The sequence below is a fragment of the Bacillus sp. 2205SS5-2 genome (assembly GCF_037024155.1).
Classification (GTDB): domain Bacteria; phylum Bacillota; class Bacilli; order Bacillales; family Bacillaceae_K; genus Bacillus_CI.
The window spans coordinates 114,131-140,609 of the sequence record NZ_JAYKTS010000002.1 but is presented as its reverse complement, the minus strand read 5'-3'; the positions used below and the strand labels follow the sequence as shown (position 1 = coordinate 140,609).

Annotated in this window: 20 protein-coding genes, 1 other RNA gene and 1 other annotated feature; of the genes, 2 read left to right on the top strand and 19 right to left on the bottom strand. The window is 39.5% G+C overall.

All coding sequences use genetic code 11. The features are described 5' to 3' along the window. Window positions 1-336 precede the first annotated feature (336 nt). The 8 genes from U8D43_RS01860 to cymR form a co-directional block, all read right to left on the bottom strand. Complete coding sequence (locus U8D43_RS01860; protein WP_335869258.1) at window positions 337-1,398, bottom strand: AI-2E family transporter; 1,062 nt, start codon at window positions 1,396-1,398, stop codon at window positions 337-339. Window positions 1,399-1,617: 219 nt separating this feature from the next. Next, on the bottom strand, window positions 1,618-1,734 hold the full coding sequence (locus tag U8D43_RS01855) for a DUF3918 domain-containing protein (protein ID WP_335869257.1): 117 nt from the start codon (window positions 1,732-1,734) through the stop codon (window positions 1,618-1,620). 15 nt (window positions 1,735-1,749) lie between these two features. Beyond that, window positions 1,750-1,938 carry a YrzR-like zinc ribbon domain gene (locus U8D43_RS01850; protein ID WP_335869389.1) on the bottom strand — a complete coding sequence of 63 codons (189 nt, stop codon included), beginning with the start codon at window positions 1,936-1,938 and terminating at the stop codon, window positions 1,750-1,752. Between the two features lie 162 nt (window positions 1,939-2,100). Beyond that, a complete protein-coding gene (recD2, locus tag U8D43_RS01845) occupies window positions 2,101-4,488 on the bottom strand; it encodes an SF1B family DNA helicase RecD2 (RefSeq protein ID WP_335869256.1) in 2,388 nt (795 codons plus the stop codon). Between the two features lie 21 nt (window positions 4,489-4,509). After that, window positions 4,510-5,175: a tetratricopeptide repeat protein gene (locus U8D43_RS01840; protein WP_335869255.1), complete on the bottom strand. Its 666-nt coding sequence runs from the start codon at window positions 5,173-5,175 to the stop codon at window positions 4,510-4,512. A gap of 305 nt (window positions 5,176-5,480) precedes the next feature. Next, complete coding sequence (gene mnmA / locus U8D43_RS01835; RefSeq protein WP_335869254.1) at window positions 5,481-6,596, bottom strand: tRNA 2-thiouridine(34) synthase MnmA; 1,116 nt, start codon at window positions 6,594-6,596, stop codon at window positions 5,481-5,483. Window positions 6,597-6,617: 21 nt separating this feature from the next. Further along, the gene (locus U8D43_RS01830) at window positions 6,618-7,763 is read right to left on the bottom strand and encodes a cysteine desulfurase family protein (protein ID WP_335869253.1); all 1,146 of its coding nucleotides are present in this window, start codon (window positions 7,761-7,763) and stop codon (window positions 6,618-6,620) included. Between the two features lie 165 nt (window positions 7,764-7,928). Beyond that, the gene (cymR, locus tag U8D43_RS01825; protein WP_335869252.1) at window positions 7,929-8,348 is read right to left on the bottom strand and encodes a cysteine metabolism transcriptional regulator CymR; all 420 of its coding nucleotides are present in this window, start codon (window positions 8,346-8,348) and stop codon (window positions 7,929-7,931) included. A gap of 373 nt (window positions 8,349-8,721) precedes the next feature. Between cymR and U8D43_RS01820 the strand changes: the two genes are divergently transcribed. Beyond that, window positions 8,722-9,981 (top strand): replication-associated recombination protein A, encoded by a 1,260-nt coding sequence (locus U8D43_RS01820; RefSeq protein ID WP_335869388.1) that lies wholly within the window; start codon window positions 8,722-8,724, stop codon window positions 9,979-9,981. A 573-nt stretch (window positions 9,982-10,554) separates the two neighbouring features. On the opposite strand, the gene U8D43_RS01815 is transcribed toward U8D43_RS01820, so the two are convergent. The 7 genes from U8D43_RS01815 to U8D43_RS01785 all read right to left on the bottom strand — a co-directional run bounded on the left by U8D43_RS01815 (window position 10,555) and on the right by U8D43_RS01785 (window position 18,164). Then, window positions 10,555-11,496 carry an ABC transporter permease gene (locus U8D43_RS01815; protein WP_335869251.1) on the bottom strand — a complete coding sequence of 314 codons (942 nt, stop codon included), beginning with the start codon at window positions 11,494-11,496 and terminating at the stop codon, window positions 10,555-10,557. Then, window positions 11,489-12,415: an ABC transporter ATP-binding protein gene (locus U8D43_RS01810; RefSeq protein WP_335869250.1), complete on the bottom strand. Its 927-nt coding sequence runs from the start codon at window positions 12,413-12,415 to the stop codon at window positions 11,489-11,491. The genes U8D43_RS01815 and U8D43_RS01810 overlap by 8 nt, the downstream gene beginning before the upstream one ends. A 293-nt stretch (window positions 12,416-12,708) precedes the next feature. Next, entirely contained in the window at window positions 12,709-13,470 is a 762-nt protein-coding gene (locus tag U8D43_RS01805) for a tRNA threonylcarbamoyladenosine dehydratase (RefSeq protein ID WP_335869249.1), read from the bottom strand. Window positions 13,471-14,057: 587 nt separating this feature from the next. Then, window positions 14,058-14,245, bottom strand: a non-coding RNA gene (ssrS, locus tag U8D43_RS01800) — 6S RNA. A 67-nt stretch (window positions 14,246-14,312) separates the two neighbouring features. Further along, on the bottom strand, window positions 14,313-16,079 hold the full coding sequence (gene aspS, locus U8D43_RS01795) for an aspartate--tRNA ligase (RefSeq protein WP_335869248.1): 1,767 nt from the start codon (window positions 16,077-16,079) through the stop codon (window positions 14,313-14,315). Between the two features lie 14 nt (window positions 16,080-16,093). Next, on the bottom strand, window positions 16,094-17,365 hold the full coding sequence (gene hisS, locus U8D43_RS01790) for a histidine--tRNA ligase (RefSeq protein WP_335869387.1): 1,272 nt from the start codon (window positions 17,363-17,365) through the stop codon (window positions 16,094-16,096). Window positions 17,366-17,424: 59 nt separating this feature from the next. Further along, window positions 17,425-17,653: a binding site (T-box leader), on the bottom strand. A gap of 334 nt (window positions 17,654-17,987) precedes the next feature. Beyond that, complete coding sequence (locus tag U8D43_RS01785) at window positions 17,988-18,164, bottom strand: RNA polymerase subunit sigma-70 (RefSeq protein WP_335869247.1); 177 nt, start codon at window positions 18,162-18,164, stop codon at window positions 17,988-17,990. A gap of 183 nt (window positions 18,165-18,347) precedes the next feature. On the opposite strand from U8D43_RS01785, the gene U8D43_RS01780 reads away from it, so the two are divergent. After that, complete coding sequence (locus U8D43_RS01780) at window positions 18,348-20,102, top strand: N-acetylmuramoyl-L-alanine amidase family protein (RefSeq protein WP_335869246.1); 1,755 nt, start codon at window positions 18,348-18,350, stop codon at window positions 20,100-20,102. A gap of 207 nt (window positions 20,103-20,309) precedes the next feature. Here U8D43_RS01780 and dtd read toward each other — a convergent pair whose 3' ends face one another. From dtd to recJ, 4 genes are all read right to left on the bottom strand, one after another. Continuing rightward, window positions 20,310-20,747 (bottom strand): D-aminoacyl-tRNA deacylase, encoded by a 438-nt coding sequence (gene dtd / locus U8D43_RS01775; protein ID WP_335869245.1) that lies wholly within the window; start codon window positions 20,745-20,747, stop codon window positions 20,310-20,312. 12 nt (window positions 20,748-20,759) lie between these two features. Next, the gene (locus U8D43_RS01770; protein WP_335869244.1) at window positions 20,760-22,946 is read right to left on the bottom strand and encodes a RelA/SpoT family protein; all 2,187 of its coding nucleotides are present in this window, start codon (window positions 22,944-22,946) and stop codon (window positions 20,760-20,762) included. Between the two features lie 504 nt (window positions 22,947-23,450). Further along, window positions 23,451-23,963 (bottom strand): adenine phosphoribosyltransferase, encoded by a 513-nt coding sequence (locus U8D43_RS01765; RefSeq protein WP_335869243.1) that lies wholly within the window; start codon window positions 23,961-23,963, stop codon window positions 23,451-23,453. Continuing rightward, window positions 23,963-26,317, bottom strand: coding sequence for a single-stranded-DNA-specific exonuclease RecJ (recJ, locus tag U8D43_RS01760; RefSeq protein ID WP_335869242.1), 2,355 nt, complete (start codon window positions 26,315-26,317; stop codon window positions 23,963-23,965). Before recJ ends, U8D43_RS01765 begins: the two co-directional genes overlap by 1 nt. Window positions 26,318-26,479: the final 162 nt, after the last annotated feature.

The window sequence follows — 26,479 nt, the reverse complement described above, 5'->3', positions numbered from 1 at the left end:
TTTAGTGTTTACATAAGTCGAAGAAAACACAAAAAACCCTCATCCCCGTACAGGGACGAGAGCTTCCTCGCGGTACCACCCTGGTTACAGCCTCCAATTCTTCAGGCAACTGTCACTTTACACCTTAACGCGGCAAACGGCAGGTTTTGACTGCACTCTGGATGAGCGTTCTGTTATCCTTCATCTAGAATTTCTTTCAGCCTAGGAAATTCCTCTCTTGCGTGCATTGCACTCAGATGGTCTATAACATACTGAATCCTTCTTCGCTTCTTCATATGTATTGTATATGTCGAATTATAGAAATAACTGATCTATTTGTCAATGATGAACGGAGCACTAAGAGATAAAATGATTTTTACCGTATATAAGAGCCGTCTTGATCACCGCAAGAAAAGGAACTGCTACAATAAGCCCAAGCACCCCTCCTAGCTCACCTCCAACCACAAGTGCCCCCATAATAAACAATGGATGCATATGGAGACTCTTCCCTACAATGTATGGGGATAGAATGTTTCCTTCTAAAAATTGGAGTACCACAATAATAAGAACAACATAAACCATCATGTTAACGGACATTGTACTTGCAATAACCAACGCCGGTAACGCACCAACGATGGGTCCAAAATAAGGAATAATATTTGTAAACCCTACGAATAGCCCTAAAATGAGAGGATAGTTGATTCCAATTAGCCAAAAAGCCGCAAAGGACAGAGCTCCAATAATAAAACATATAAGCAATTGACCTCGAATATATCCCCCTAGTGACTCATCCAAATCATGTATAAAGAGAGAGGCTTTTTTTCGCCAATTAATAGGTGTTATTTTCGACGCAAACCGCTTTACTTTAATGATGTCTTTCAGTAAATAGAACGAGACAAATGGAATGATGATTATAAGAAAAGCCTTATTTAGCAGGGACAAGAGAAGACGGATCAATTTGTCAACGAGTGAATTTGCCCACTTTTCTAGTCCGTGAATCATTTCTTCTAACTGATCTTGCAAGCCATCTGGCCATGAAGCGGTTTCTTGCTGAATGATGGAGAGCCATCCCTTATATTCCTTGGCGTATGTTGGTGCCTGAAGCGATAATTGTCTTAATTGCTCCACCAAGTTTGGAAACCCTTTATATAGTCCATAGCCAATCCCCCCGAAAAAAAACACATAAATAATAATCAAGGCAGAAATGCGTGGTATACCTGCAGAATGAAGCTTTTCTACGACCGGATGGAGCAAGTAAGTAATAAATCCACCAATCAGAAAAGGAGAAAGTGCGATAATCAAAACTTTAAGAAAAGGATGCCATACAGGCGCCAACAGATAGAGGATATATATAAACAGTAATACCAGCAAACTGAGTGATAGTCGATATAACCAAGTAACATAATCCTTTCTTTCCATCACCACGCCTCCTTTTTATTAGTCTGCCTTTATTACTAGGGAAATTATGCAAACGAAATGCGCAAGGCGCCCACAACCGGCGACCAGCATAAGGCGAGCCCTGACCTGAGGCGCTCTTTGCCTCTTGACAGGGCTTGCCTTATGACCTCGAGACGGTGGCGCCTGAAACACCAAAACCATATAAAAAGAGGATGGCTTAAACACCATCCTCCCACTGCACTACTTTATCGCTTTTTTCACTCTTCTTTTGATTTGCTTCCACTGCTTTTGGTTACCGCCTAACGATGCCGCTAACCCTGCACCAAAACCCAATAAGGTAGATAGTTTTCGATTCATCTTAACACCTCTCAATTAACTTAGTCGGCGTTCCTCTTCATCAAATAAATCATCTAAAGAGCTTAGTGTTCCATCTTCTTCTACTTGGTGAGTATGAATCAAACCGTCTGTAATCGTTAATTCAATAAAACATACCCAACAATAATATTGATTGATCCCAATTTTCCCAATATTTTTACTGCAACAGTTCGGACACTTCATAATTTCGTACGCACCTCACGTATCGCCTAGTTTCTTTTTTGGAAAAGAAATCCATGCTATTTGCTATGAGTGTGCCCTTTTTCCCTTAATTTTATACTGTTACATTGGGCATCTATTGGGAAAATTACTGATTTCTTTCAATGGAACATCCTTAGTGTGCTTCCTTTACGCAAAATCATAAGGAGAAAGGTTTTCCATTCCTATCATCGGATCGACTTGATTAAAGTTTATTTCGGTTATGAATTCTACTTCGTTTTCTTCTGAATTCAGATTATCCTCTTGATACATCAATCGCTCATAAAGACTCGTTTGTCTCTGCGTATCTTCTTCACGATTAACGCCAATTTGCAGCGCTTCTTCTTCTCCACACAAGATGAGAAAGTTTTTGCTTCTGGTAATTGCTGTATAGATCAAGTTTCTCCGTAGCATGCGATAATAACTTTTTAAAACCGGGAGGATAACGATTGGAAATTCGCTTCCTTGAGATTTATGTATGGAGCAGCAATAGGCGAGTGTAATCTGAGTAAGATCCTGCTTGGTATAAGTTACTTCATTGCCTTCGAAAGAAACAACCACCATATCCTGCTTCTCTGTATTTTCTTTCGCATAGAAAATTGACACTACCTCGCCAATATCCCCATTAAATACTCCAGATTCTGGTTGATTCACGAGTTGAAGAACTTTGTCTCCTTTTCGATAGGAAACATCACCAAATTTTATTTCTTTTTTCTTTCCGTCCTCATTACTGTTAAAAATCTGTTGAAGCGTTTGATTTAGGACATCGATGCCCGCAGGACCTCTATACATTGGAGCAAGCACCTGAATTTCTTTTGCACTATAGCCTTTGGTTTTTGCGCTTAAGACTATTTTTTCGATTACGCCTTTCATTTGTCCCGGTTTACAGGCAATAAAAGAACGATCTTTTTGCTGTTTTCGAATATCCGCAGGAAGTCGACCTTTTTTCATTTCATGAGCCAGTTCAATAATCGATGACCCCTGCTCTTGCCGGTAGATATCCGTTAGTCTAACAGTTGGAATCACGTTCGATTTTAATAAATCTTTTAGAACTTGACCAGGACCCACTGATGGCAACTGATCCTCATCGCCAACAAAAATAATCTGAATATGATCTGGTACTGATTTAAGCAATTGATGAGCGAGCCAAGTATCGACCATCGACATTTCATCCACAATTAATAACTTTCCTTCGATTGGGGATTCTTCATCCGCCTCAAATTTCCCTTGACCATTCCAACCTAAAAGTCGATGAATAGTCCCAGCTGGTAAGCCAGTGGATTCAGACATTCGTTTTGCCGCTCTTCCCGTTGGAGCAGCTAGTAATATTGGGAAAGGCTCATTTTTATAGCTTTTCGGATCTAGTGAACATCCATGTAAGTCCGCATACAATTCAACGATCCCTTTTATTACGGTGGTTTTCCCTGTTCCTGGTCCACCAGTCAGTAATAACATCGGTGACATAAGCGCAGTCTGAATAGCTTCTCTTTGTGAAGAAGCATACTGAACATTTAATCGGTCTTCAAGAGCTCCTAAACTTAGTAAAAATTCTGATTCAGGAAATTGATTTTCGTATTCTGTTTGTGAAAGAATCCGTTTTAAATTTGTTCCAATCCCTTTTTCTGCGTAAAAAAGGGAAGGAAGAAAAATACGTTTTTTTTCATCTAGAATCAGCTTTCCTTCTTCACTCAAGTGGACGAGCTCTTGTGCAATTTTTTCGTACTCAATTCGTTCTTGTTGATTGTGTTGAAGTAATTTTCTTACTTCTGATAACAGACTTTCCCCATCAACATAAACATGTCCTTCACTTAGAGAGGCTTGTTCCAATGCAAATAAAATACCTGCTTTAATTCGGTCAGGATGATGACCAATAATTCCAAGCTTTGCCCCTAATTCATCTGCACGCCCAAAACCGATTCCTTCAATATCCGAAACCAGTTGATAGGGATTTTTTTGAAGAATATCAAGCGCTTGGTCTTTATAATGTTGATAAATTTTCATGGAGATTTGGGGACCAAATCCAAGTTCGTTAAGTTTAATCATAATTTGTTCTAAGCCTTGATGTTCCATTAGGGTTGCAAAAATTTCTTTTGCTTTTTCTTTCGGTAGTTTCGGAACGCTTTCCAATTCATTTGGTCCTTGCAATATTTTACTGATCGCGTTTTCGCCTAAATGTTCGACAATACGCTCCGCTGTTTTTTTTCCAATCCCTTTAAACAGGTCACTCGATAAATACCCAATCACACCTTGTTTGGATTGCGGAAGTTCTTTTTGAAATTTTTCGGCTTGAAACTGAGTACCAAATTTCGGGTGATCTTGAAATTTCCCGTAAAAAGTATACGTTTCTCCTTCATGCATTTGAGGGAAATGTCCCGTCACCACAGCTTCTTTGTCTTCATAAGATGCATTGGTTTCATCAACACGAATACGAATTACCGAATAAAGATTCTGATCATTGTGAAAGACGGTGACGAGATGCCTTCCTTTTACAAATGGATCTTGCTCTTGGAACAAATCCATCTTATCTTGTTCATTCATAAAAGGAATCTCCCTTCCTCTTTATTGTTCGCTTAAGATTTTTTCCATCATTTTCTGACCATACCCCGCAAGCATATGATCCTCTTGTACACTTAACGCCTGATTAAAATAGGTGAGTGCTTTATGAGCATCATCATAGTGAGCAGCATGCGCCACTCCTAAATTATAGAGAGCATCTGCGTGATGTGGGTCTTTTTTTATGACGAGTTGAAATTGCTCTACTGCTTCTTTCACCATCTCAAGTTGAGCAAGGCATAATCCATACTGGAATCTCGCTTCTGCATCCTCTTCATTTACTTCTACACTCCGTTGAAAATAAGGAAGTGCTAGCTTAGGCTGCTCTAGATTCATTAATGACAAGCCGAGCATAAAGAATACATCTCCACTATCTAATCCGATTGTAATGGCTTTTTCAAAATACGTTTTACTAAGATCAAATTGGTCCTTGTTAAAGAATAAATTCCCTAACCCGTAATAAGCTGTTGCTGCTGCTGTGTCTAGTTCAATCGCTTTTTCAAAAAAACGTTGCGCTCGCTCTTCCTCGCCTAATGAGGCGAGAACATTGCCGAAATTTATGTATGCAACAGCATCTTTTGGATTTTCTTCAATTTCAGCTGAAAATAGTTTGATCGCTTCTTCGTACTTTCCCACTTGTAATGCTTGAATTCCTTGTTGGTTTCGATTCATTTTTTCCACCTCGTTGTTTTTCTATTTGCAGTATAGCATATTGCCTTTCAAAGCTGCAGAGAATCGTGTATTCCTTCTGAGACTTCCTGATTCTATGAGATATCATCGTCTATCCATAGAGTACTTCTAATTTTTTTGTCGAGAAAAAAAGCATTGATTCGAACTTCCTCTTCTGCACCTATAAAAAGGCGGATTTTGAAGGAGTATATTCAAAATTTTAACCGATCATACAAGTCCTAACTTTTTTCATGTAATGTCTCAAAAAAAAATCCCAGCTCTATAAAAAGAGCTGAGAAAAGCACAAACTATCCAACATACGTTAGGAGTGTTTCATTCTTAAAAATCTTATTAATCGTTCCTCCACCTAGGCAAACATCACCTTGATAAAAGACGACCGCTTGTCCAGGGGTTACAGCACGTGAAGGTTCATCAAATACTACGATTGCTTCACCGTTTTCTTGCAACTGAACCCTCACCGCCACGTCATCTTGACGATAGCGGAATTTTGCCGTACAGCGAAATTCCGTTTGTGGCGATTCTTTAGAAGTAAAGCTAAGATCTGTAGCGGTAATGGACGTCGAGTAGAGGCTATCATGTCCGAACCCTTGCTCAACAAAAAGTACATTCCGTTTAAGATCTTTTCCTACTACAAACCACGGATCTCCTGCTCCACCAATTCCTAAACCGTGACGTTGACCAATCGTGTGGTACATTAAGCCATCGTGTTTGCCCTTGACTTCTCCAGCGAGAGTCTCCATCAACCCAGGTTGTGCTGGTAAGTATTGGCTTAAGAACTCCTTGAAGTTTCTCTCACCAATAAAACAAATACCGGTGCTATCTTTTTTCTCTGCCGTAGCAAGATTAGCTTCTTTTGCAATTTTACGAACATCTTTTTTTTCTAAATGACCAATAGGGAACATTACTTTTTCCAATTGAGCTTGGTTCAACTGATTTAAAAAATAAGTTTGGTCTTTATTATGATCGTGACCACGGAGCATTTTGACTTCTCCACCTTGATCTTGAACCTGCGCATAATGACCTGTTGCCAGATAATCTGCCCCTAGTTTAACAGCATGCTCTAAAAAAGCTTTAAACTTAATTTCTTTGTTGCACATCACATCTGGATTTGGTGTTCTTCCCGCTTTGTATTCATCTAGGAAATACGTAAACACTTTGTCCCAATACTGTTTTTCAAAATTAACTGCATAATAGGGAATGCCGATTTGATTTGCTACTCTAATCACGTCATCGTAATCCTCTGTCGCTGTACAAACACCGTTTTCATCGGTATCATCCCAGTTTTTCATAAATATCCCAATCACATCATAACCTTGCTCCTTTAATAAAAGAGCTGCAACAGAAGAATCCACTCCTCCTGACATTCCAACTACTACTCTTGTATCACTAGGCGCTTTTTTCATGATGTTCACCACACTTTCTGATTAAATTGAAGTCAGACGATGAATAATCTTTGCGGATTTACGGGCCGCAAACTCAACATCCTCTAATGTATTATTTAAGCCGAAGCTATAACGGATAGAATTTCGTACCCTATCAGATTTTTCCCCAAACATCGCTACAAGAACATGAGAAGGTTCAATTGAACCCGCTGTACAAGCCGATCCACTAGAAACCGCAATACCTTCCATGTCTAAATTAACGAGTAAAGATTCTACATCGGTTCCTGGAAAACTTAAGTTTAGCACATGGGGGAGAGATGTCTCAAGACAACCGTTTTGGAAAAACGTGACATCTTCTTCTGTGAGAATATTTTTGAGTGTGTCCTTCATTTCTTGGTAGGATTCCCTTTTCTCTTGACTTGCTTTCATTGAAAGGGTCGCAGCTTTTGCTAGTCCTACAATACCAGGAAGATTTTCCGTACCTGCTCTTCGTTTTCGTTCTTGCTCACCTCCAAATAATTGAGGAGATAGAGGTGTATCTTCTTTCACATATAAAAAGCCAATTCCTTTTGGTCCATTAATCTTATGACCCGAAACAGACATCAAATCCAGGTGAAGCTGGTTGACATCGATGTCAACGGTTCCGTAAGCTTGCACAGCATCAGTATGAAAATAGGCAGGGTGATGTTGAAGTAATTCACCTATTTCTTTAATCGGTTGAATGCTTCCAACTTCGTTATTGCCAAACATCACACTAACTAAGACGGTATCCTCACGGAGCGCTTGTTTTACTTGTTGTAAAGACAGAACTCCGTCTTCATTTACAGGAAGATAGGTTACGTCAAACCCTTGCTTCTCTAACTGTTGACAGGTGTGCAAGATTGCGTGATGTTCAACAGATGTTGTGATAATATGGTTGCCTATTTGTTTCAAGGCTGTCGATACTCCTACTAGCGCCAAATTATCTGCCTCGGTTCCCCCGCTTGTGAAAATGATTTCATTGTGAGAAGCTCCAATGCTTTTTGCAAGGGTCGTTCTTGCTTTATCCACTAAATACCTAGCCTCACGACCAAATCCATGAATACTCGAAGGATTTCCATACACATTCGTGTAAGTCGAGAGCATTTGTTTCACTACTTCCGGGTGAGTTGGTGATGTTGCTGCATGATCAAGATAGATCGCATTCATTCTTGTTCACTCCTGTATTAAATATAGCCTCTTTTCGTATACTTTTTTGCTTATTAACTCAATAATCAATGGAATCTTCCATCTTTCCAGTGATTTAGTTCAAAAGCACGAAATGATGCCCCGAAATCGATAATTTTCAGGTTTATATACTACTACGAATATATCCTAAATATAAAACATATAGGCGTCTGACTCGCCTTCTTCTGTATAACTAGCTAGATCTTCAATTGTCGTATTGTCTAAGACATCTTTAACCGCATCACGAATTCTCATCCATAATTCTCGTTTGGCTGGCTCTTCTTCTTCAATTCCTTCAACCGGACTAATCGGTCCTTCTAGAACACGAATAATATCACCCGAAGTAATTTCAGCTGGCTCTTTCGCTAAAACATAGCCCCCATAGGCTCCACGTATACTTTTTACAAGTCCCGCATTCCGTAACGGTGCGATAAGTTGTTCTAAATAATGCTCCGATAATTCATGTGTTTGAGCAATGGTCTTCAGTGAGGTTGGTCCCTCTCCGTGGCGCTTTGCCAGTTCAATCATGATGGTTAAGCCGTAGCGGCCTTTGGTAGAAATTTTCACTGGGGTCCCCCCTACTTCATTCTATTAGTTGTCCATTTTTGTTTTTTTATATTTTTATGTTCTACTTGGCAAGATTCTCATTCGTAGGACTCTATATTACTGGGTCTTATCCTATGCATTGTTGCTACTTAATTTGAAGATTATGGAATTCACCGTATTTGTATTGATTTCATTCAGAAAGAGACAAAAAGTTGCCCCGAGTCCTGTCATTTTTATGAAATATACACTGTTGAACAAAGCAAAATTCTTTGCATATACAGCTTAATCAATATAGCATTATAGCATACAATAAGGCATAAATGCATTTTTAGTGAAGGTATGATACATTTAAAACACCATTTTAGAACGTTAGTTTGGAGTGATTTTCTTGAGTATTAAACCATTGGCGTTTCGCTTAAGACCGAAAACCATTGACGAGATCATCGGACAAACCCACCTTGTTGGGGAGGGGAAAATTATTAAAAGAATGGTGGAGGCAAAGCAGCTTTCATCTATGATTTTATATGGTCCGCCAGGGATTGGCAAAACATCGATTGCTAATGCGATTGCTGGAAGTACCAGATACGCTTTCCGAATCTTAAATGCAGTGACCAATAATAAAAAAGACTTGGAAATCGTTGCAGCAGAAGCCAAAATGTCAGGAAAAGTCATTTTACTACTTGATGAAGTCCACCGTCTCGATAAGGCCAAGCAAGATTTCCTGCTACCTTATTTAGAAAATGGAATGATTACATTAATAGGGGCAACGACCAGTAACCCCTATCATGCTATCAATCCCGCAATCCGAAGTCGATGCCAAATATTTGAGCTTCATATTCTTTCCACTTTGGAAATCATGCTCGCTTTGCAAAGGGCTCTTGAGGATTCAGAAAATGGCTTAGGGAAATATGATGTGAATATAACGGAGGAGGCCTTACGTCACTTTGCACAAGCCAGTAACGGCGACGTTCGCAGTTCGTTAAACGCGCTTGAACTTGCAGTCATGTCGACAAAACCTGCCCCTGAAGGATATATCCATATCACGTTAGCCATTGCAGAAGAATGTTTACAAAAAAAAAGCTTCTCCCATGATAAAGACGGGGATGCTCATTATGATGTACTAAGTGGTTTCCAGAAATCTATTCGTGGGAGTGACACTAATGCAGCCCTTCACTACTTGGGTCGACTGATTGAAGCTGGAGATCTTGTCAGTATCGCGAGAAGAATTCTAGTGATTGCTTATGAGGATATCGGGCTTGCCAATCCACAAGCCGGCCCAAGAACACTTGCAGCCATTGAATCTGCTGAGCGACTAGGTTTTCCAGAAGCACGAATCCCACTTGCATCCGCCGTTATTGAACTTTGTTTATCACCCAAATCCAATTCTGCGATTATGGCGATTGATAATGCCCTTCAAGATATCCGTAGTGGAAAAAGCGGGGATGTTCCGTCTCATCTAAAAGACAGTCATTATCAAGGCGCAAAAGAACTGGGTAGAGGACTAGAATATAAATATCCCCATGATTATGAAAACGGATGGGTTAAGCAACAATACCTTCCTGCCACCATTCGCAACGCTAAATATTATGAACCCAAAGAAACCGGGAAGTTTGAAAAAGCACTCTCGATGATTTATCAAAAACTTCAGTCCTAACAGAAGGCTGCGTTCGTAAAGATTGTTGCTTTTAACATTAGTCCTTATTTCGTGATGAAGAAAAACTGTGGGGATCTTTTCACATCATTTTCAACACGAAATTAGAAAAAAATGTGTGTTTCCATCCATTTTTATATACTAGAGCAACAATGTATGCGAAAAGAACCTTTGGTAAACAATATCGGTTCTTCTACAACCAATAGAGGACCTTTCTTGCACTTCCGTAAAAAACAAGGGTAAAATAGCTAAAAACCGCCATTCACAAAGAACGGCGGTTTTTCTATAAGGCTATTTTCGCAAAGTTTGTTGCTTTTCGCACCAGTCTATAAACGGTGATATAGTTTTGTTTCGGGCATCATTTACGAAAAGCGGAAGTGGCTCGCCCAGGGACGACTGGCATCTGCCAGTACACGCAGTGAATCCTGCTTCACGTAGTGGGCTGACATAGGCCCGAGTCCCTTGCCACTGCAGCTGGATCCATCTATTTTTAATGGAAATCAACAGTGAAATGGGCAATTTAAGCAAAAATCAGATAAAAAAGCCACACAGTCTACGAAAAGAGCCTTCTATAACTTACGCCCCTACATCTCGTTTCACAAATGGAATGAAAGCGAGAAGCATAAAAATAACGTAATAGACAGCCAAAACGGCTAATGAAAACCCTAGTGTCATGCCCTCAACAAGGGGAGTTCCTTCTGCATACATCGTAAGATCTGTATTGGCGAAAATAATGTATTTTGTCCAATCAAACCAAAAAGATAAGATACCGGTTACCACACCACCCGATAATAAAGCAAAGATCGAAATTCCAATGGAGATCGAGCTATTTCTGAATAAGGTTGAAATCATAAAGGCCATAGTCGTGATTAAGAAGACTCCGATTGAACCTAATAAGTATGATTTTGCTAAATACCAGATCATTGATTCTTCAATTACTTCTCCACCCGAGTAGGTTAAATGAACACTATTTCCTCCGCCAAATAAAACTAAGCCGACAACAGAAGAGAGCACAAATAGCGATACTAACAGCATCAGACCAAATAAAATGACGGTAATGTATTTTGATAGCAATATTTTCAGTCGAGAGATTGGTCGAATCAATAATAATTTGATCGTACCCCAAGAAAATTCACTCGCTACAATTCCTGCTGCGACGATAATCGCAAACAATCCAACCAGTTCAATTCCACCAGAAGCATTGTCAACAAACGTCCATACACTTGAACCTTGTTCTGGCGGAATATTATTTTCAAGTCGGTACGTATTGATTGCTAAGTTTTTTTTGTTTTGTGAGGTGACCATGTTTTCATTTTCATCATTGGCAATAACTTCTTGAAGATATTGATTTTCTTCTGTCAGTCGTTGCTCCCAATTAGAATCTTCTGCTGTATCTACCTCTGTATACTTTAATACAGCACCCATAATCCCAACTAACAACACCAGAAGACCAAGCATGACATACGTACCAGGTTTTTTAAAAATCTTCATAAACTCATTGCGGAGTAAATTAAGCATGTGCCTTCGCTCCTTTCTCATCCGTGATCTCAAGGAAACGATCCTCTAATGTTTTAGCAGCTCTTGTCACGGAGAAAAGAGCAATTTCATTATCCACTAACGTTTTCACCAAAGCAGGAATTTCCTCTTTTTCTAATTGAACATGAAGAAGATCATTAAGCTGAGTGTAGGTTAAATGCGAAAGCTTTTCCTTCATGACTATTTCAGCTGCAGCTAAAGGTGAAACTTCAAGCTGATAAACCTGCTCACTTCCATCCACAAAATCAGATACCATTTGAACATCTACCAGTTTTCCGTTTTGTATGATTCCGATTCGATCACACATCATTTCCATTTCAGATAAAAGATGACTAGAAACGATCACTGCTATGTTTCGCTCCTTCGCCAATTGACGAACATAATCCCGAATTTCACGAATTCCGGCAGGGTCAAGCCCATTGGTCGGTTCATCTAAAATGAGAATCTTTGGATCATGCAATAGAGCTTGTGCTAATCCTAATCGTTGTCTCATTCCAAGTGAATACGTTTTAACCTTGTCGTGAATTCGATCAGTAAGCCCAACAAGCTCTACCATTTCATCGATTTTTTCCTTTGAGACATTTCCGTGCATTCGTGCAAAGTGAAGTAGGTTTTTATACCCTGTTAAAAATTTATAAAGTTCTGGATTTTCTACAATAGCCCCTACATTCGCGATTGCTTTTTCATAATCCGTTTTGATACTCTTTCCGGCGATTTGAATGTCCCCGCTAGTCATACTAATTAACCCAACCATCATTCGAATTGTGGTCGTCTTCCCTGCACCATTGGGGCCTAAAAAACCAAAAACTTCTCCTGGCACTACATCAAAGCTCAAGGAATCAATGATCGTTTTCTTGCCAATTTTCTTTGTAACGTTTTGAATACTTACAATACTTTCCATACGAAACCTCCTAAATAGTTGACACTACCACCTACTACCTATTCTCCACCTCTCGATACAAACCTTCTTTTTGCTACGAAGTTCTTCAGTCTTTTATCGATTCTATTGTTTATACGGACTACACAAGCTAAGGTTTCAAAAATAAAGCTGTTTTTCAAAGAATTATCTATTTTCTAGATAAGGTCGGTTCTCTTCACATGTAAGCTTTCTTACTCTATTCTATGTAAATAGCCTTAGTATATCTTGATTCAAGATACACTTTAAAAGTAAAAAACCACTGAGAGACCAGTGGTTTAATCGTTGACTCTTGTCATTTTGATTTCTTTTAACATTGTATTAATGACATGGCTTGCAGCAATAAGTCCAGCAACAGAAGGAACAAAGGCATTCGAGGAAGGGGGCATTTTTGCTTTACGAATTTCTGCCTGGTCATTTCCGACTTCTTGACGAATATCCTCGCGAATCACAATCGGACTTTCATCCGAGAATACAACTGGAATACCTTTAGTAATACCATCTTTTCGCAAGCGAGTCCGAATAACTTTTGCGATTGGGTCTGTATGTGTTTCAGAAATATCGGCAATCTTAAAACGGGTCGGATCATTTTTATTCGCTGCTCCCATGCTCGCAATAATGGGGATGTCTCTCTTTAGACATTCTTTCATTAAATGGAGCTTATAAGAAATGGTGTCAGAAGCATCGACAACAAAATCAATTCCTTGACTAAAAAATTGTTCGTACGTTTCTTCTGTATAAAACATCTTAAGTGCTATCACTTCGCACTCTGGATTAATATCAAGAACACGATCCTTCATTAATTCTACTTTTTGTTGACCGACTGTGGACATTAATGCGTGAATTTGCCTGTTCACATTCGTAATATCAACGTCATCTTTGTCAACAAGAACTAATCGACCGACACCCGAACGAGCAAGAGCTTCGGCAGCGAAAGAACCTACGCCACCAATGCCTAATACGGCAACGGTACTATTTTTTAATGTTTGTATACCTTCTTTTCCAATTGCTAATTCATTTCGTGAAAATTGATGTAACAAAAAAACCAACTCCAAGCTTATAGTTTCATTTAATTAGAATAGCTTAATTTTGGGTCAAAAGCAATATAACCCGATCGGTTTTCTATGAGATAATACAACTATGAGACAGAGAACCATCGCAATCTGAAGAGCCAGCTAAATTGCAGAATTCACAGGAATCTCAAGTTCCTGTTGCGGATTGACATTTGAAAAATGCTCTTTTCGTAAGGCTGTTTTCTCGAAGATTATTCAGTTTAAAACTGTTAGATAGCTTTGCTTCGGGGTCCTTTTCGTCTATTTTCGATGAATATAAACAACAAAATAATCGATGGAATCTACAATTAGGTGAAATACTCCATTCTACTAGAGTTTTCATCTAAAACAGAGAAAATAAGCACCAAAACCTCACCTATTAACGGAATGTATGTAGCGTGGAAAACAGTCTTTCCTAGCGAAAATTTTTGATTTCTAAATAAATAGTACGAAATACATCGAAAAAATCTTTCTGCCTGTTTATTCTTTGTGCTAGTGGCAACAAAATTTACGAAAAGAGCCAAATAAAAAAAAGCTCCTTGAAATTCAAGAAGCTGAATACTCATATAAGGTATAGAAGTCCCAATCGTGCCGTCGCTGAGATACTAACGTTTTGAACCCGCTCTCGGCAGGTGGGTGTCTTGTTCTAAACGTTGTACGTCCTCCCGCAGGAGGCATGTACGCTATTTAAAAACGGAGACTCCCAAAGTTAGAAATGTTCGGTCAAAACTTATAGATAATACAACGAACACATCAGGACTTCTACTTGTAATTGTATCTTATCATATTTTACATTTGGATTCAACGAAGGAGATACTGGAAATAGTTCTCTATTTTTCTACATTTAATGACAAATGTAAATCTTGCAGTTGACTCTCGCTTACTTCACTTGGTGCATTCGTTAGCTGACAGCTTGCGCTTGCGGTTTTTGGAAAAGCTATCGTATCACGTAAATTGGTGCGACCAGCTAGTAGCATAACTAAACGATCAAGTCCTAAAGCAATTCCACCATGTGGAGGCGTTCCGTATTCAAACGCTTCTAATAGGAAACCAAACTGTGCTTTTGCTTCTTCTTTCGAAAATCCTAGTACCTCAAACATTTTTTCTTGAATGTCTCTTTCATATATACGAAGACTTCCTCCACCTAGTTCATACCCGTTCAGAACTAGATCATAAGCCTCTGCTTTGACTTGCTCAGGAGAGGTTTCTAATAAAGGTAGATCTTCGCGAACCGGCATAGTAAACGGATGGTGAGCCGCATAATAACGGCCATCTTCTTCGTCGTACTCTAAGAGTGGCCAATCAGTCACCCATAAGAAGTTAAACTTACTATAATCAATTAGTTTAAGATCCTTTGCTAGTTTACTACGAAGTGCACCAAGTGCATCTGCCACCACCGACTTTTTATCTGCAACAAATAATAGTAGATCACCCGCCTCACACGAAGCAATGTTTAGCAGACCCTTTTGCTCTTCCTCTGTAAAAAACTTCGTAATTGGTCCTTTTAAGCCTTCTTCTTCTACTTTTAACCAAGCAAGTCCTTTTGCCCCGTAGCGAGAAACAAATTCCGTTAATGCATCGATGTCTTTACGTGAATATTTCGCTGCCGCTCCTTTTACATTGAGAAGTTTGACTTGGCCGCCGTTTTCAATCGTGCTCGTGAACACCTTGAAGCCTGAATCTTTTACAACTTCAGCCACATCGATTAATTCCATTTCAAAGCGTGTGTCTGGTTTATCCGATCCGTAACGATTCATCGCTTCATCATAGGTCATTCTAGGGAATGGAAAACGAACATCGATACCTTTGACTTCCTTCATCAATTTATGCATCATGCTTTCCATCAGTGTGATGATTTCTTCTTGCTCTAAGAAACTCATTTCGATATCAATTTGCGTAAATTCTGGTTGACGATCTGCACGTAAATCTTCATCCCTGAAACATCTGGCAATTTGATAATAGCGTTCAAATCCGGACACCATCAGCAATTGTTTAAAGATTTGCGGACTCTGAGGAAGGGCATAAAACTCACCTTCGTGAACTCGACTTGGAACTAAATAATCTCTTGCTCCCTCTGGTGTACTTTTCGTTAGCATCGGAGTTTCCACATCCATAAACCCTTGATCATCTAGGAAGTGACGAATGGATTTCGTCACTTGATGACGCATTTTAAAGGTTTCAAACATAACGGGACGTCGGAGATCTAAGTAACGATATTTCAAACGAAGGTCTTCAGATACTTCGGTAGCATCTTCAATCATAAATGGAGGTGTTTTAGACTCATTGATTATTTGGATTTTCTCCACCTGGATTTCAATTGCCCCCGTTTTTAAAGCTGGGTTAATTGCCCCATCTGAACGTTTGACTACCGTGCCTTCAATGTGAACCACATACTCATTTCTCACTTTTTCTGCCGTTTCAAGAGCCGCTTGTGAAACTTTAGGGTTAAAGACAGCTTGGACAATCCCAGTCCGGTCACGGAGGTCAACAAATATTAACCCTCCAAGATCACGACGCTTTTGAACCCATCCTTTAAGCAAAAGTTTTTCCCCTATATGTTGTTCCGAAATGACTCCGCAATTTGTACGCTCGCTCATATTTTTCTCCTCCTTTAGTTGTGTAGCTGTGAAAACTGGTGGACAAATGCTTCTAGGTCAAGTTGAATTTGCTCGCCGCTTTCCATATCTTTCACTTTCACTTTCTTCTCCGCAAGTTCTTCTTCCCCTAGGATAGCCACATATTCTGCATTGACTCGATCCGCTGCTTTAAACTGTGCTTTTGTTTTCCGGTCTAAATAATCTTTATCAGCTGAAAAACCCGCTTGACGGAGTTGGTGCAGTAGCTTGACACTATAGTCCTTTGCATCCTCACCTAATGAAACAAAATAGCAGTCTACTTTCTGTTCAATAGGTAGATCTATATTTTCAGCTTCAAGTGCGGCTAATAACCGTTCGATACTTAAGGCAAATCCAATTCCAGCTGTATTTGGCCCCCCAATCATCTCGACCAACCCATTGTATCGACCACCACCGCATAAGGTCGTAATCGCACCAAATCCTTCTGCATCGCTCATGATTTCAAAAGCCGTGTGATTATAGTAATCTAAGCCACGAACCAATGTTGGATCGATTGTAAACGCCACATCCATACTCTTTAAGTAGCTTTGGACTTTCTCAAAATAAGCATGAGACTCCTCATTTAAGAAATTCAAAATCGATGGAGCGGAACACATGAGTTCATGATCCCGATCTTTTTTACAGTCTAGAATCCGTAATGGATTTTTATCTAATCGATTTTGGCAATCCGTACAAAACTCTCCTATTCGTGGTTGAAAGTGTGCCACAAGTGCATCACGATGAGCCGTACGGCTTTCCGTATCGCCTAATGAATTAATCACAAGCTTTAACTGTTTCAATCCAAGTGTTTGATAGAGACTCATTGCTAGTGCAATAACTTCTGCATCAATTGCTGGATCCTCACTTCCTAACGCTTCAACACCAAATTGAACAAATTGGCGGTAACGTCCTGCTTGAGGACGCTCGTAGCGAAACATAGGACCTGTATAAAACAATTTGACGGGCTGGTTAGCATCGCCAAACATCTTATTTTCAACGAAGGACCGGACAACTGATGCTGTCCCTTCAGGGCGTAAAGCAAGATCTCGGTTTCCTCGGTCTTTGAATACGTACATTTCTTTTTGGACGATATCAGTTGTATCGCCAACTCCTCTTAAAAACAATTCAGCATGCTCAAAAACCGGTGTGCGAATTTCCTGGTATTGGTATAATCTACACAGTTCTTTCGCCGTACTCTCTATGTATTGCCACTTTTCAACTGTACCAGGCAAAATATCTTGAGTACCTCTTGGAATTTTCACCATAATCGATTTCCTCCTAACATAAAATAACCAAATAAAAAAAACTCCCGTCTCCCTTGTATGAAACAAGGGACGAGAGTTTTTTACCCGCGGTGCCACCCTAATTGAAGCAGAATGCTTCCTCTTAAACAGTTAACGCCTGCAACGTTCTTTCCTAATAAACTCAATCGTTGTTTCAGAAAGAAACCTAAGAAGTGTTCATTCACTAAGGCATCATGTAGAAATGTTTTCAGCCAAGCCATTTCCTCTCTTTTCATGTGCTTCTAAGCTACTGTGCTCCGTCATTGGTTTTAATGTCATTTTGTTTCTATAATCATACGAAGGTGGACTTTCATTGTCAAGTTTAATTTATGAAAAGCGGAAGTGGCTGCACAGGGACGGCAGGCATCTGGCAGAACACGTAGTGAATCCCGATTCACGTAGTGGGCTGACAAATGCCCGAGTCCCTAGCCACTGCAGCTGGATCACGAAAAGCGGAAGTGGCTCACCCTCCGGCGTCAGGCAAATGAAAAACTCGGAGGTGATGCCTGCTTCGTTATGATATTCGAACTAATCATAGCCAATAGAAATAATCCAATTCAGTATTAATTTCTATCTCAACAAAGTATAAGAATAGAGAATGTTTATTCTACCCTCGTTCCAACTTCTTTTTTAATGCTCTTACTTCCCTTAGCGATAATCCAAATTCTGATGCAAGTTCTACTGATGTCGCTGCACTTTCTTTTGCTAAAAAATGGTGGAAGTCAACGCCAAATACTTGGCCACTACCAGCCTGATTGATTGTTTGCTTATCACTTGATCTCATATTTTCACCCTTTCACTTCTCTTACTCTTATCCTCTCCAATCACTCCTGTTTTCTTTCATATTAAACAGAAAAAGGATTTTTCCTATATCTATCGAAATTATTATGGTAGAATCCCTATCATAACGGTAGGCATTATGAACTATTACATATACAATAGAGTAGGAAATTAGGAGGTGCTAAGAATGAAAAACAAAAGTTTACTCGTCATCTGTCTCTTCGTTTTATTTGGGAGCTTATTGCCCACTCCTACATACGGAGCAGACTCTGTCACCGTGAACACGGAAAATTTAAATGTTCGAAGTGGTCCAGGATTAACGTATAAGGTAATTGGAACGGTGAGAAAAGGACAATCCTATGGGGTCTTAAATCAGAAAGATGATTGGACTCAAATTGAAGTTTCTCGAGGCAAAAAAGGCTGGGTGGCAAGCTGGCTCGTCTCAATTACAAAAAAAATAGAAACGTCTCCCGCTTTATTTGGCTACATAAAAGAAAATGGTCTACGAATCCGCTCTGGAGCAGGAACCAATTTTAGCATAATCGGATCCCTCTATAAAGGTGATAAGGTCGAAATTATTAAAGAAGAAGGATCCTGGCTACATATTGTTTTTAAAAATGAAAAAGGCTGGGTTCATAGAGATTACGTTAATCGCCAAACGCAGTCGGAAGCACCTCCAGTTCACACGAATAAGATCAATCAAAAAGCCATCATTACGGTCGACAGGTTGAACGTTCGTAATGAACCAAGCTTGAGAGGAAGTATTCTCGGAACAGTTCAAAAAGGGAATACAGTTTATGTCTTGAGAGGTCAGAAAGATTGGGTGGAAATTCAGTACGGAACTAGTACTGCATGGGTGTCTTCCTCTTTTATTCAATATGTAAAAAAAGAGACAGCCCCTCCTCCTCAAGAACCGACAACGAACGCACTATATGGAACAGTGACCGTGAATAAATTAAATGTCCGGAATCAAGGATCTTTGAACGGACAGATCATCCGAAGCGTCTCAAATGGCGAAAAATATAAAATATTAGACGAGCAAAGTAATTGGGCAAAAATCCAGTTATCTGAGAAGGAATCCGGTTGGGTAGCGGGATGGTACTTACAAAAATCTTACTCAAACGAGAAACCTTCATCACCAGCAGACAGACCTAGTACATCGAAAGGCAACGTTCAAATTATTTATAACGGGACAAATATTCGTGCAGGAGCATCTGTGAACAAACCCGTCATTAAGAGAGTTTTTGCTGGCGAGGAATTCCCCATTCTTCAAAAGGAGGGCGATTGGTTCAAAATTTCTTTAGCAGATGGAAAGATTGGCTACGTAGCCGGCTGGGTCGTAACAACAAAAACGGCTTCAGAGAAACCAGATCCTACTCCTCCCCCTGCTTCTCCCAATGAAAATTCACTGAGCGGGAAAACCATTTTACTTGACCCAGGTCATGGCGGCATTGATAGTGGAACGATTGGGGCGAGGGGGACCTTAGAAAAGCTGATTACCTTAAAAACGGCTGAATCTTTATACAGTAAATTAAAACGAGCAGGAGCGAAAGTAGTATTAACAAGAAAAAACGATAGTTATGTATCTCTACGGACACGCGTTAGTCTCTCTCACTATTACGCAGCCGATGCATTCTTATCTCTCCACTTCGATAGTATCCATGATCCTTCTGTCACAGGTCATACGGCCTATTATTATCATGGCTATCAAAAAGACCTTGCAACCTCCATCAGTTCAAAATTATCAAAAGCGATTGCCTCAAAAAACCGAGGAGTTAGACAAGGAAATTATCATGTGATTCGTGAAAACAAACGTCCCGCTGTCCTACTTGAACTCGGTTTCTTAAGCAATATTAACGAAGAACTAACAGTGAATTCTAAGCAATTCACTGAGATGTCCACAACTGGTGTATATAACGGTCTTGTTCACAACTTTCAATGAGGATGTTTTCACAAGAAACATTGCTTTTGCTGCAAGATAAATTGTTAACAAGGTCGATTGCGAGGCAACATATTGTCTTTTTTTGAACATAATTCCTCCTTACACTTAGGATTGCATTGGATCGTAATTTAAATAGCAACAATGTATATACAAAAAAAACTTACAAAAAAGGATCGCTTTTTAGGAAAGCGATCCTTTTTTAATTTCTTAGCTTTCAAGTATCAAGGTAACGGGCCCATCATTCACCAGTGAAACGTCCATCATTTTGCCAAATATTCCAGTCTCAACCTTAAATCCAGCCGCTCTTAATGCCTCATTAAATTGTAAGTAACGCTCTTCGGCAAAGTCCGGTTTGGCTGCTTTCATAAAATTGGGTCTGCGCCCTTTACTACAATCACCATATAATGTGAATTGTGAAACAGAAAGAATTTCTCCTCCAACATCAAGCAAGGATTCGTTCATTTTTCCGTCTTCATCTTCAAATATCCGTAAATGAGTGATTTTATTGGCTAGATAGTTAACATCTTCTATCCTATCTTCATGCGTGACCCCCACTAATAAGACCAGCCCGCTTTGAATTTGACCCGTGACTTCCCCATTGACTTTCACATTTGCTTCTTTACTTCTTTGTAACACCACTCTCAATTGGAAAACTCCTTACGTCATAATCCTTCTTACTGCATAGATATCTGAAATTTGCTTGATTCGATCCACTACTCGTTGCAAATGATTCACATTCCGAATAGACATCGAAATCCCGATCGTGGCCATTTTGTTTCGATCTGATTTTCCACTGACAGCTGTAATGGTTGTTTTTGATTCATTAACCGCTTGTAGAACTTCATTCAACAGACCGCTGCGGTCATATCCAGTAATTTCAATATCGACATTGTATTCTTTTCTTTGCGTGGCATCGCTTTCCCACTCGACGGGAATCAACCGGTTCTCCCCATCATCTGTTGTGATATTAGGACAGTCTCCACGATGAACAGACACACCTCGACCTTTTGTAATAAAACCAACAATTTCATCTCCAGGAACAGGGTTACAGCAACGGGATAGACGAATCAACAGATTATCAATCCCTTTTACTTGTACCCCTGTTTCTCCACGCTTACGCGGAGGTTGTCCTTTTAATTCCTTCACTTCTACAATCGCTTCTTCTTGGTTTCGTTGTTTTCGAAGTTTCTCGGTTAATCGGTTGGCGATTTGAGCAGCGGTAATGCCGTTATAGCCAACAGCGGCATACATATCTTCTTCATTAGAAAAGTTGAATTTTTCAGCAACACGTTTAATGTTCTCGTTCGTTAACACTTGTTTCACTTCAAAGTCGAGCGCACGAATTTCTTTTTCGACAAGCTCTTTGCCCTTTTCCATGTTCTCGTCTTTTCGCTGCTTTTTAAAGAACTGTTTAATTTTATTTTTTGCCTGAGACGTTTGGGCAAGCTTTAACCAGTCTTGACTTGGGCCATAGGAATGTTTAGATGTTAGAATTTCAATGATATCGCCTGTTTTAAGTTTATAATCCAAGGTCACCATCTTACCGTTCACTTTTGCCCCAATCGTTTTATTTCCGATTTCGGAATGAATCCGATACGAAAAATCAATCGGAACCGAACCTGATGGCAACTCAAGGACATCTCCCTTTGGTGTGAAAACAAACACCATGTCAGAGAAGAGGTCAATTTTGAGGGATTCCATAAATTCTTCAGCATTAGCTGATTCATTTTGGAATTCTAAAATTTCTCTAAACCAGGACAGCTTCTTATCGATTGGCACCTTTTCGTCGTTATTGATTCCTTCTTTGTATGCCCAATGAGCCGCAACTCCGTATTCGGCAATTTGATGCATTTCCGTCGTTCGAATTTGAACTTCGAGAGGATCCCCTTTAGGACCAATTACTGTCGTGTGCAATGACTGATACATATTAGGTTTAGGCATCGCAATATAATCCTTAAACCGTCCTGGCATTGGCTTCCAGCATGTATGGATAATTCCCAAAACAGCGTAGCAATCTTTTATGCTATCGACAATGATTCGAACCGCTAGCAGATCATAGATTTCATTAAATTGTTTGTTTTGTAATGCCATTTTTCGATAAATACTATAAATATGTTTTGGTCGCCCTGACATTTCAGCTTCAATCGAAACTTCTTTCATCGAATCTCGGACTTCATTTAACACTTCGTCTAAATACTGTTCGCGTTCAGCCCGCTTTCGTTTCATCAAGTTAACTATGCGGTAATATTGTTGCGGATTTAAATAGCGTAAGGCTGTATCTTCCAATTCCCACTTAATCTTGGAGATACCAAGTCGATGGGCTAATGGAGCAAAAATCTCTAACGTTTCATTGGCAATTCTTCGCTGTTTTTCCACAGGAAGATGCTTTAATGTTCTCATATTGTGGAGCCGGTCTGCTAACTTAATTAAAATCACACGCAAATCTTGTGCCATAGCGACAAACATTTTTCGATGATTTTCCGCTTGCTGCTCTTCATGTGATTTATATTTGATTTTTCCGAGTTTTGTAACACCATCAACAAGCATGGCAACTTCTTCGTTGAATATATCTTTTATTTCAATAAAGGTAATCGGAGTATCTTCAACGACATCATGAAGAAAACCGGCTGCAACGGTTGCAGGGTCCATTTCAAGATCAGCTAAAATACCAGCTACCTGTATCGGATGAATGAAATAAGGCTCACCCGACTTACGATATTGTTCTTTATGAGCATTGTGAGCAAACTCACATGCTTTTTGAACTAAAGCTACATCTTCATCTCTTAAATATTGTTTTGTACGATCAATCACTTGTTCGGCGGTTAGGACCTGGTCTTTCGCCATAGATTTACTCACCTTTATCTTATATTTATATTATTAATTGTTACTATTATCGAAAAAAAAAGCGAATATGTAAAGGGAAAGAGAAGAATTCCCTCGAACAATCACAAATATTGTCGTGGTTACATTCTTTTATTCCTAATGATAACACTTTAGTTGCTGAAGTGAGAACTTTTGGTTAGTAAGTAGTCCGTTGGAGTGTCCAAAACTACTATTGATACTTTTTCAGAAACAAGAAAGCTTGTTTTACTATTTTCTCATCCTTTTTCACTCATATTCAAATACTCTTTTCATATACATTATTGCTAATTCATCTAATTTTAGATGGAATCCTGTATTCTTGCTGTTGTTTTACATCAAATAGAGGCGGAATGATACCATGAACCTGTAATATTAGCGAAATAAATACTGCTGGAAAAACAGCCTAACCAAACAACTACTTCTTTTTTAATCTCTAAAAGAAAAGAGCACTCGAATGAGCGCCCTTCTAAGTATCATGTTAACTCTTTAGTACTTCATTAATGTAAGCATATCATAACCATGAAGCTTATCGCGACCATCAAGATAAGATAATTCAATTAAGAAGGCAATTCCAGCAACAACGCCACCTAATTCTTCTACTAATTTAATAGTGGCGTCAATCGTACCACCTGTTGCTAATAAGTCATCCGTAATAAGAACACGTTGACCTGGTTTGATCGCGTCTTTGTGAATCGTTAAAATATCACTACCATATTCTAATCCGTATTGAACCTTAATCGTCTCACGCGGTAGCTTGCCTTCTTTACGAACAGGTGCAAAACCTACTCCCAATGAATACGCAACTGGGCAACCAATAATAAATCCACGTGCTTCAGGTCCGACAACAAGATCGATTTGTTTTTCCTTTGCATATTCAACGATTTGGTCAGTAGCATATCTATAAGCATCACCATTGTCCATTAACGTGGTGATATCTTTAAATTTAATACCTGGTTTCGGCCAATCCTCAACAATTGTCACAAATTGCTTTAAGTCCATTATTCCATTTCCTCCTCATGTTTAGCGGGCGATACTCTTTTATCGAACCAAGATTTTAGATCTTGATAAGGAGAGTACAGTAATTCATTTTCAAGCTGAAAATATGCCTGTTTTTGTAAAAAAGACGGTGATTCGCTGAAGTCTTTTTTCTTCGAAACAGGTTGTAAGGATATTAATCCATTGTTTATTGTAACAAAATCTAGTTCAAAAAACACCTTTGACATAAAATCTACCGTTTCTTTTGACCACCCGCGATGCTTCGCAAGCTGATCTCCATATTTACCCAAGTCAAATTGCCCTTTTTTTGATAGAAAGGCATAATACCATTTAAAATGTTCTCTTGTAGGCATCGTGCTAAAGAAGTGACTATCTGCTTGAAAAAAACAACAGTAGATTCTTGCCGGTTGTCCTGTTTGTAATAGAGTTTCTAAGTGCTCTTTTACAATCGGCAAGTCTAACAATACGAGCGTCTGTTGAGATACCGACACCTCTTGCACTTCTTCTAGAGATGAAAGTAGCTTCACTTGATTCTTTAATGGAATCATATCTGGTTGAAGCAAAGTTGCTTCTTGAAAACAAACGTACAATACATCTTGACTAGGCACTGCATGAAGCCATTTCCCTAATTTCGTTCCCCTCATATCAAAAAGTTGCCACTCGTTTACTTTGACATCTTGTAGAAATATTTGCGGCTTTCTCGTGTTATTCCACTCATTGATCGATAATTGACCAATGACCGAAACGGAAGCAGCAGGAGCAATGTGGTCGGCAAGATTCCCCATATGAAAACCTATGCCATCTAAACTAGATCCATTTTGAAGTAGATTTAATTTTAGGTGAGCCCCATTTCCACCAATTTTCCTTAGATTCCCTACAGATGCATTTGAAATAAGCATCTTTGGCTTTGGGTTTCCCATTCCGAATGGAGATAGTAGCTTTACATTTTGGATACTCTCAACTGTAATGTCTTCCACTTCAATTTGACTATCGAGCTCTGTAACAGGAGTAAAATCTTCTGCAGTTAATTGAGCAAATGCTTGTTTGTTTAATCGTTCTCGAAGCTCCTCAACATCTGTTAAAGTCAACGTCATCCCTGCAGCCATTGGATGACCGCCAAAATGAGGGAGCAATTCGCGCATTTCCGATAAATTTTTAAATAGATCAAAACCAGCTATGCTACGAGCCGATCCTTTCGCTTGTCCTTTTTCAGGATCAAAGCTTAAGACGATAGTTGGACGATAGAATTTTTCAACGAGTCTGGAAGCAACAATGCCAACAACCCCTGGATTCCAGCCTTCCTTCCCAATCACTAGCACAGCATTATCTTTTATAGGAAACGAGCTGTGGACCATCGCTTCTGCTTCTTTTGTCATCTCTGAGACGATGGCTTGTCTTTCTTTATTCATGGAATCAATTTCTTTTGCGATTATTAATGCCTCATCACTATTTTCTGTGAGAAGAAGATCAACAGCGGGATCTGCATCCGCTAAACGACCAACCGCATTTATTCGCGGACTAAGTAAAAATCCGACTGTTTCCTCATCAATGTCAGCCATATCTGTTCCTGCTACTTGACAAAGGGCTTTGATACCTGGTCGTTTTGACTGTCGAAGTAAAGCGAGTCCTTTTTTTACAATCGCTCGATTTTCATCAAATAATGGGACTAGATCGGCAATCGTCCCGATGGCAGCGATTTCAAGTAAATGATGAGGTACCTCGCCGTATAGTCCATGAGCCAATTTAAAAGCAACTCCAACTCCAGCTAAATCAGGAAAGGGATAGGATCCATCCTCTCGTTTCGGGTGGAGAATCGCAAGAGCCTTTGGTAAAACAGGACCTGGTTCATGATGGTCAGTAATTATTAAGTCTACCCCTAACTCAGCTGCTAGTTCCGCTTCATTAATGGCGGCAATCCCAGTATCCACGGTAATGATAAGTGAGTAGCCTTCTTGAAACGCAAAACGGAAGGCCCCTTCATTCGGTCCATATCCTTCTGAAAAACGATTTGGAATATAAAAATCAACACTCGCTCCTAAATCACGTAAAGTGAGCATCATCACGGACGTGGAGCTTACTCCATCGGCATCATAGTCGCCAAAAATCAATATTTTTTCTTGATCGGAGATGGCTCGTCGAATTCTCTCCACCGCAACGTCCATATCCTTCAATAAAAAAGGGTCGTGAAAACATTCTTCTTTACTCCATAAAAAGGACCGTGCGTCATCAATCGTATCGATGCCACGGTTACATAATAATTTTGCCACAATAGTAGGGATATTTAATTCACTTTTTAACCTATTTATTTTTTCTTCATCAACGTTCTGAACAATCCAACGACTTTTAGAACTTAACATTCGATCACCCCTTTAGCCTTTCTTATTATACAGAACGAAAAAAAAGCTTTCAAGAAAAGCGGAAGTGGGTCGCACAGCAGCGGCGGGCAAATGTTGGTTCACGGAGAAGGTCCCGACCTTCTCCGTGGAGCGTTATTTGCCCCTTAGCTGCTACCCTCGAGT